General features: G+C 77.7%; 4 protein-coding genes and 2 pseudogenes. 4 read left to right on the top strand and 2 right to left on the bottom strand.

The features are described 5' to 3' along the window. Window positions 1–1144 (top strand): annotated as a pseudogene (locus Q7T67_RS00340) (hypothetical protein); the annotation flags it as partial. Window positions 1145–1148: 4 nt separating this feature from the next. On the opposite strand, the gene Q7T67_RS00335 reads toward Q7T67_RS00340, so the two are convergent. Beyond that, window positions 1149–2306 carry a GAF domain-containing sensor histidine kinase gene (locus Q7T67_RS00335; protein ID WP_304785330.1) on the bottom strand — a complete coding sequence of 386 codons (1158 nt, stop codon included), beginning with the start codon at window positions 2304–2306 and terminating at the stop codon, window positions 1149–1151. A 227-nt stretch (window positions 2307–2533) separates the two neighbouring features. Here Q7T67_RS00335 and Q7T67_RS00330 point away from each other — a divergent pair, with 227 nt between their 5' ends. The 3 genes from Q7T67_RS00330 to Q7T67_RS00320 all read left to right on the top strand — a co-directional run bounded on the left by Q7T67_RS00330 (window position 2534) and on the right by Q7T67_RS00320 (window position 6774). Further along, complete coding sequence (locus Q7T67_RS00330; protein WP_304785329.1) at window positions 2534–3874, top strand: patatin family protein; 1341 nt, start codon at window positions 2534–2536, stop codon at window positions 3872–3874. A gap of 203 nt (window positions 3875–4077) precedes the next feature. Beyond that, window positions 4078–6318 carry an esterase-like activity of phytase family protein gene (locus tag Q7T67_RS00325; protein ID WP_304785328.1) on the top strand — a complete coding sequence of 747 codons (2241 nt, stop codon included), beginning with the start codon at window positions 4078–4080 and terminating at the stop codon, window positions 6316–6318. A gap of 126 nt (window positions 6319–6444) precedes the next feature. Further along, window positions 6445–6774, top strand: coding sequence for a DUF4031 domain-containing protein (locus Q7T67_RS00320; protein ID WP_304785327.1), 330 nt, complete (start codon window positions 6445–6447; stop codon window positions 6772–6774). Here Q7T67_RS00320 and Q7T67_RS00315 read toward each other — a convergent pair. Next, window positions 6726–7747, bottom strand: a pseudogene (locus Q7T67_RS00315) (hypothetical protein); the annotation flags it as partial. The gene Q7T67_RS00320 and the pseudogene Q7T67_RS00315 overlap by 49 nt on opposite strands.

Raw genomic sequence — 7747 nt, 5'->3', positions numbered from 1 at the left:
CGCCCTGCCGGCGGCGGCCGTCGGGCTCGTCGCCCTCGCCTCCGCGGTCGCCGCGCCGTCCGACCCGGAGCGGCCGGTGCCCGCGGGCACGGTCCGGGTCCTCCGGTCCCCGTGCCAGGGCGCGGCGGCCGGCGACCCGGGGTGCGGCGACGCGGAGGGCCTGCGCACCGCGACGTCCGGCCGGGTGCTGCTGGCGGTGTGGCGGACCTCCGGGGACCTGCTCGCGTCGGTCGCCCCACCGACGGGGGCCGCCCGCACGCTCCGGGTCGCGACGATCACCGGGGAGACCGAGGGTCGGCCCGGGGGCTCCGCGGCGACCGCGGCGCCGGGCGGCGGCTTCCTCGTCGGCTGGACCTCGGGCGACGAGCTGCGCCTGGCCCGCGTCGCGACCGACGGCGCGGTGCGGCGGGTGCCGGGAGTGCGCCCCGGTCCCACGTCGCCCGGCGTCGCCGTCGAGCCGGGTCGGGCGTCCGCCCGCGAGCTCGCCCTCACGGCCACCTGGCGCGGGTACGTCGCGTTCGCGGTCGGGAGGATCCCCGACGGGACGGGCGACGCGGGCCTCGGCGGGACGGGCGGGGGCGGGTCGCGCATCGCGCTGCGCGTCCTCGCCCTGGACCGGGACCTCCGGCCCCGCGGTCCCTGGCGGACGGTGCGGGGACCGGTGCCCTACGCCCTGGCCGACGCGGCGACCACCGCCGACGGCCGCGCCGCGGTGGGCGTCGGTTCCGGTGCGGTGCGGACGACGGTGTCGGTGCCCGCGGGCGGCGGGACCCCGCGCATCGAGGCCGACCGGGTGCTCGTCCCGGGACCGGGAGGCGCGCGCGTCGAGCGGCTGCCCGGCGCGCGGGAGCTGCCGGTGGGCCGGGTCCGCCCGCAGCTCGACGGCGTCGTCCGCGACGCTCGGGGCGCGCAGCGCTCGTCGTGGACGGCGACGGCCCCCCGGTCCGACGCCGTCCCGGCGCGCGTCCGGCAGCAGTGGCTGCTCGGTCCCGGCCCGGGCACCCCCGACCGGCCGCTCGCCGACGGCCTGCTCGAGAGCCGACCCGTCGCGACCCCGGACGGGGTCGTCCTCGTCGGCCTGCGGCCCACGGGCCCCCGGCGCTCGGACGACGTCGAGGTCGTGCTCGTCCGCCCGCCGCGATGAGCGCTCAGGCGGGCTGTGCCAGGGGCAGGCGCAGCCGGAACGCCGCACCCTCGCCGGGCTCGGACGAGACGCTGAGGACGCCCTCGTGCGCCTCGGCGATCGACTGCACCGTCGCCAGGCCCAGGCCGATCCCGTCGACGCCCATCTGGACGGCGCCCGCACCGCGGTAGAAGCGCTCGACGAGCCGGTCGACGTCCTCGGGCGCCACCCCGATGCCGCGGTCCTCCACGTCGACGACCGCGGTGGTCCCGTCGCGCCCCAGGCGGACGAGGACCACGCTGTCGACCGGCGAGTACTTCAGGGCGTTGTCGACGAGGTTGCGCACCGCCTGGGCCACGCGCGGTCCGTCGACCTCCGCGCCCAGCGGGCCGTCCGGCAGCTCGACCCGGACGCGGTCGCCGCCGGCGCCCGCGGCCAGCACGGAGGAGCGCACCGCGTCCCGGACGACCTCGGTCAGGTCGGTCGCAGCGCGCTGCAGCACGGCGGACCCGGAGCGCTGGCCGGAGACGAGGAGCACGTCGTCGACCATCCCGAGCACGGTGCGCACCTCGTCGCCCACGACCCGGCCGACCTCCTCGGGCGACCGTCGGGCGTGGCCGTCCGCGAGGTCCTCGGCGAGGAACTCGATGGCCTTCAGCGGCGTCCGGAGGTCGTGCGAGACCGCGGCCAGGAAGGCGTTCTGCGCCTCCTCGACCGCCCGGGTGCCGGCGGCCCGGCCGATCTCGTCGCCGATCACGCCGGCGAGCAGCTGCACGAGCTCGCGGTGGCGCTCCGACAGCTCGCGTCGCGCCGTCGGGTCGATGCAGCAGAGGGTCCCGTAGAGCCGGCCGTCCGGGAGCCGGATCGGCGCACCGACGTACGCCCCGACCCCCGCGTCGCTCGTGATCGGCATGACGGCGGTGCGCTCGTCGGCGGCGAGGTCCGGGATCACCCCGGGCAGGCGGCCGTCGACCATCCGCAGGCAGTGCGTCGCCTCCAGCGGGATCGGCCCGTCGAGCGACGCCGCGAACCGGGAGACGTCGCCGATGTGGTGGCGGATGTGCTGGGACCCGTCGCGGAACTCGGACACGTAGGCGAGCTCCAGGCCGCAGAACTCCCGCGCGACGCGCATGGCCCGGTCGATGACGTCCTGGTCCGGTGATCCGTGAACCTGGTCGTGCATCGTCGCCGATCGTACTCGTGGGGGAGGGACCGGGCACCCACCGGGGGGCCTGTGCGACCCTCCCCGTCCCCCCGTGGGAGGTGTTCGGAGTCGCCCGTACGGGAGCGGACGGCGTCTCCCGGGTACGTGTCTCGCAGGTGTCCCCGCTCTTCTCCACAGATCAACCTTCGGACGATCATGTCCGTCTGGACATACCCGAGACCGATCCGGGTGTCGATGATGTGAACGTGGACCATATCTCGCGAGTGCTCGCGCGCCGGCGCGCCGGACACCCCGACCCGTACAAGGTCGCGCTCTGCATCGAGGGCGGCGGCATGCGGGGCGTCGTGTCGGCCGGCATGGTCGCCGCGCTGCAGGAGCTGGGCGGCGCGCGACTGTTCGACCACGTCTACGGGTCCTCCGCCGGCGCGCTCAACGGCGCCTACTTCCTCGCCGGGCAGGCCGAGCAGGGTCTGCCGATCTACTTCGAGGACCTGCCCGAGCGCCGGTTCGTCTGCTGGCGCCGGTACCTCCGCGGCGGCCCGCTGCTGCACCTCGACGACCTCATCGACGAGGTCATGACCCACGTCCGTCCCCTGGACTTCGAGGCGCTCCACGCGAGCCGGCCGACGTTCCACGCCCTGGCCTACGACCTGGCCGGGCAGCACGTCGTCGCGATGCCGGACCCCCAGGACCGCGAGGGGCTCTTCGAGCGCCTGCGCGCCTCCTGCCGCGTGCCCGTCTTCGGCGGCCCGCCCGTCGTCCAGGGCGAGCACGCCTGGTGCGACCCGCTCCTGCACGAGCCGATCCCGTGCCGCACGCCGCTGGCGCTGGGCGCGACCCACCTCGTCGTGCTGTCCACGCGGCCGACGCCCGCGTTCTCGCGCGCCGGCGTGATGCAGCGCTCGTTCGAGGAGCGCCTGCTGACCCGCTGGGATCCCCGCCTGGCCGCCTCGATGGTCACCGACGGCACCTCGCCGTTCGACGACGCCACCCTCCTGGCCGAGCTGACCGACACGGGTCGCGCGCTCGTGATCTCCCCGTCGGGGCCGATGGTCGGGCGGCTGGAGACCGATCCCGAGGCCCTGCGCGCCGGCGCACAGCGCGGTCGCGACGCCGTCCTGGCCTGCGACGCGCTGACCGGCGGCGTCCCGACCGTGCCCGCGGTCGCCGTGCCCGCCGCCCGTCCCCAGCCGTCGACCGACGTCGTCCCGGCCGGCGCCGTCGTCGCGTCCCCGGGCGACGACGCGGACGCGGGCGACGACGCCGCCGCCGCACGCCGTCCGCTGCCGCAGCTCGCCCTGGACGGCGTGGCCTGGTGCCGCGAGTCCACCCGGCGCCACGGCGCGGGCGCCACGGCCCTCGTCCGCCGGTTCCCGCGTCGCCGGCGCGCCGGCGACCCCGCCGAGGGCACTCTCGGCCTGCGCGACGCCGCACCCTTCCCGGCGCTCGCCACCGAGGCCACCGGCGAGGTCACCGGTCCGGCGTGGCGCCGCGCGGCGGGCATGACGGACGAGCCGGCCGACGTCACCGGCAGGACCGGCCGGTTCCAGACGTCGGTGTGGTCGCACCGCGTCCGCTCGCGCTGACGGGCCCGCGCGAGGTCCGTCCCGCTCCGTGGGCGACCGTCGGCGCGCCCGCTGAGCGGCCTCGCGCCACCGTTCACCGGCAGGTCACGGATGGGCGACACGACGGACACGGCAGCCGGGTCGGCGGACCCCAGGATCGGACGGTCGCGTCCCGGGCGGCCCACGAGGGCCGACGGTCCGCGCCTCCCCGACCCGAGGTCCGCATGCCCCGCACCCGTCCCCGCCGTCCTGCCGCCGTCCGCCTGGCCCTCGCCGCCGCGCTGCCCGTCGCGCTCCTGGCACCGACGGCCGCCCACGCCGCCGCTCCGACCTTCCAGCCGGTCGGTCCCGCCGCGATCTGGCGCTCGGCGCTCGCGCTGCCCGGCGGCGACGCGTACACCCCGCCACTGGTCGAGGGCGGGTTCTCGGCGTTCGCACCGATCGACGACGACGAGTACTGGACGGTGTCCGACCGCGGCCCCAACGGGCAGCCCAAGGTCACCACCAGCGCCGGCCCGCCCGCCGTCACGGAGTCCCGTCGCACGTTCCTGACGCCCGGGTTCACGCCCACGATCTACCGCGTCCGGGTCGAGGACGACGGCACGCTCACGGTCCTGCGGCGCATCCCGCTGAAGCTGAAGGCCGGGGCGACGAACCCGGCGCAGGCGTGGCTGGCCGCGCACCCCGACGCCGCGAAGGGGATCGTCGCCGGCCCGCGGGACCAGATCACCGGACTGCCGCAGATCGTCACGAAGGCCCAGGGCCAGGCCTCCGGCCTCCCCGCCGACGCCGCGCCGTACGACCGCAAGAACGCCCGGGACGAGGTCCCGTACGCCGCCGACGGCACGAGCACGCTGCCGTCGGACCCCTACGGCCTGGACACCGAGTCGATCGCCGTCGACCCCCGCGACGGCAGCTTCTGGCTGGGCGACGAGTACCGCCCGACGCTCGTCCACGTCGCCGCCGACGGCACGCTGCTGGGCCGGATCGTCCCCGCGGGCGTGCGCGTCGCCGCCGACTCCGCCGACCCCGTCAAGTTCCCCGGCGCCGACGACGCGGTCGTGCCGACCTCCGACGTGCTGCCCCGCGCGTTCGCCTACCGCAAGCAGAACCGCGGCATGGAGGGCGCGACGCTCAGCCGCGACGGCCGCACCCTGTTCGGCCTGATGCAGTCCTCGCTCGAGCCGCCGGCACCCGGCAAGGGCGACGAGCGCACGCTGCGCCTGGTCCGGTTCGACGTGACGGACCCGGCGGCCCCGAAGCTCACCGGCGAGTTCGTCTACCGCCTCGACGCGTTCGTCGCCGACGGGACGATCACCAAGCAGGGCGACATCTCGAACTCCGACATCGTCGCGCTCGACGCCACGCACCTCCTGGTCGACGAGCACGACAACGTGACCTCCACGCCGGGCGCGGGCCGCAAGCGGATCTACGAGCTGGACCTCGCCGGGGCGACCGACCTGTCGGCCGACGCGACGCAGAACGGCGAGAGCCCGACGCTCGAGGGCACCGACGCGTCCGGCGTCGTCCCGGTGGGCAAGACGCTGCGCCTGGACCTGACCGCCGCCGGCTACGACCACGACAAGCCCGAGGGCATCGGGCTCTTCCCCGACGGGGACCTGGCGGTCCAGAACGACAACGACTTCGGCTTCGAGCAGGCCGCCGATCCCGGCACCGGGGCCCCCGCCGGCTCGCCGTTCAAGGTGACCGCCAGCGGCAAGACCACCGACCTCTGGCGCTTCACGCTGCGCCCCGTCTTCACGACGGAGCCGACGGTGACGGGCGACGCCGTGGTCGGGTCGACCCTGACCTGCGCCGACGGCACCACCGTCAACGCCGACGGGACCCGGCGCCAGTGGTACCGGGGCGGCCGGCCCGTCACGGGCGCCACGGGCACCACCTACGCGCTCACCGCGGCGGACGTCGGACGTCCCGTCCTCTGCCGGGTCACCGCGACGGGGGCCGCGGGCGCGACGTCGGCGGACAGCGACGTCGTCGTCCCGGTCCCGGCCGCCGTGCCGGGGACCCCGGGGGCGACCGGGCCGAAGGGCGACGTCGGGCCCACCGGCCCGAAGGGCGACACGGGCGCCACCGGTGACGCCGGGGCCCCGGGTGTCAAGGGCGATGCCGGGGCGACGGGCGCCACGGGCCCCGCGGGTCCGCGCGGACCGGTCGGGGCGACCGGCCCGAAGGGGGACCGGGGCGCCACCGGCGCCCGTGGCCCCGCCGGTCGGGCGAGGGTCTCCTGCCGCGTGAGCTCGCGCGGCCGCCGGATCACCTGTCGGGTGACGGGCTCCGCCGCCCGGGCCGGCACGCGGGTCCGCCTGACCCGGGCCGGTCGGACGGTCGCCGCCGCCCGCGTCTCGCACGGCAGCGTCGTCCTGCGCCCGCGGTCCGCGGTGCGGCCGGGCCGCTACGTCGTCGTCGCGGCGTCCGGCCCGAAGGTCGCGCTGCGCGTCCGCTGACCCCCGGCGTCCGCCGGCCGGCCCTCGGGGCCGGCGGGCGTCAGGTCACCGCAGACGGCGCCGGCGGCCGGCGGCGCGGCGCATGGGACACGGCCGTCGGTCCGCCGTCCGGCATGATCGGAGGCCGTGACGGTCTGGGTGGACGACGGCTTCGTCGAGGGCGACTGGGGCCGCTGGAGCGGGGGAGGCCACCTGCAGGCGGAGAGTACCGAGGAGCTGCACGCCTTCGCCGAGCGCCTGGGCCTGCGCCGCGCGTGGTTCCAGTCCAAGCCCGGACGTCCCTGGCACGACCACTACGACCTCACCCGCGAGGGCCGCGACCGCGCCATCGCCCAGGGCGCCGTCCCGGTCCCGTGGCGCGAGGCGGCCCGCCGGAACATCGCGCTGCGTCGCGCCGCCCGGGCCGGTCAGCCGCTCGTGGAATCGCTGAGGTGCCGCCCCACCGGGCCGACGTAGACCCCGCGCGGCAGGCCGGCGAGGTCGGGCTCGGTGCCCTTGACCAGCGTCAGGTAGACGCGGCAGGTGCGCTGGAGGCCGCGGCCGGTCGCGACGCGCACGTGCGGCCCGGCCCACAGCGGCCGGCCGGCGTGGGTGAACCGGTACTCCCGCGCGTTCTGGTTCCGCGCGGTGATCGAGACGTCGTCGGCCCAGTCGAGCTGCTGCGCCAGCGCGACGTCGCGGATCGGGCGGCCGATCCCGCCCTCGACCGCCCACGCCGCGGCCACGCGGTCCAGCGCGACGAGGTCGCGCAGCAGCTTGCGCGGCTCGTCGTACGGGGCGGTGCGGGCCGAGGAGAACGCGCGATCGGTGTAGACGAGGTGCTCGGCGTGCGCGGCGGCCAGCTCGACGGCGTCCAGGACGGTCCGGACGTGGGGGAGGTCGTCGACGGCGAGGGGCCCGTGGTCCTCGGGGTCGACCAGGTCGACGTCGGTCGACCCGGCCTCCAGCGCCAGCCGCCGCAGGCGCCGGGCCGCACCCCGCAGGTGCTCCCGCTCCGCGTCGGCGGCCTCGAGCGCGTCGGTCAGGTGCTCGAGGGAGACGGCCCGGTCGACGAGCTGCGCCTCGAGGTCCGCGACGCGCGCGAGGAGCCCCGCGGCCGCCGCGTCGTCCCGGTCGGCGGGCCCGGCGTGGCGGTCGGCGTCGGCGAGCTCGCGCAGCCGGTCGCGCTCGGCCCCGACCTGCGAGAGCCGGGCGTGCGCCCGCTCCAGCTCGCCGGCCAGGCGCTGGCGCTCGCCCTGCTCGGCGGCCGCCTTGGCGGCCTGGCGGCCCTCGCGCTCCTCGGCCCGGCGGATCCGCTCCTGCGCCCGGGCGGCGTCCCGGGTCCGCCGCACGTCGGTCTGGTCGGCGCGGTCGTCGGCCGCCGCGGCGGTCCCGCGGGCCTCGCGGACGAGGCCGCCCAGGGCCCGCAGCCCGGCGGGCAGGGCGTCCG

Source organism: Patulibacter sp., from assembly GCF_030655195.1.
In the GTDB taxonomy this organism is placed as follows: Bacteria; Actinomycetota; Thermoleophilia; order Solirubrobacterales; family Solirubrobacteraceae; genus Patulibacter.
This window is presented reverse-complemented; position numbering and strand designations above follow the sequence as displayed.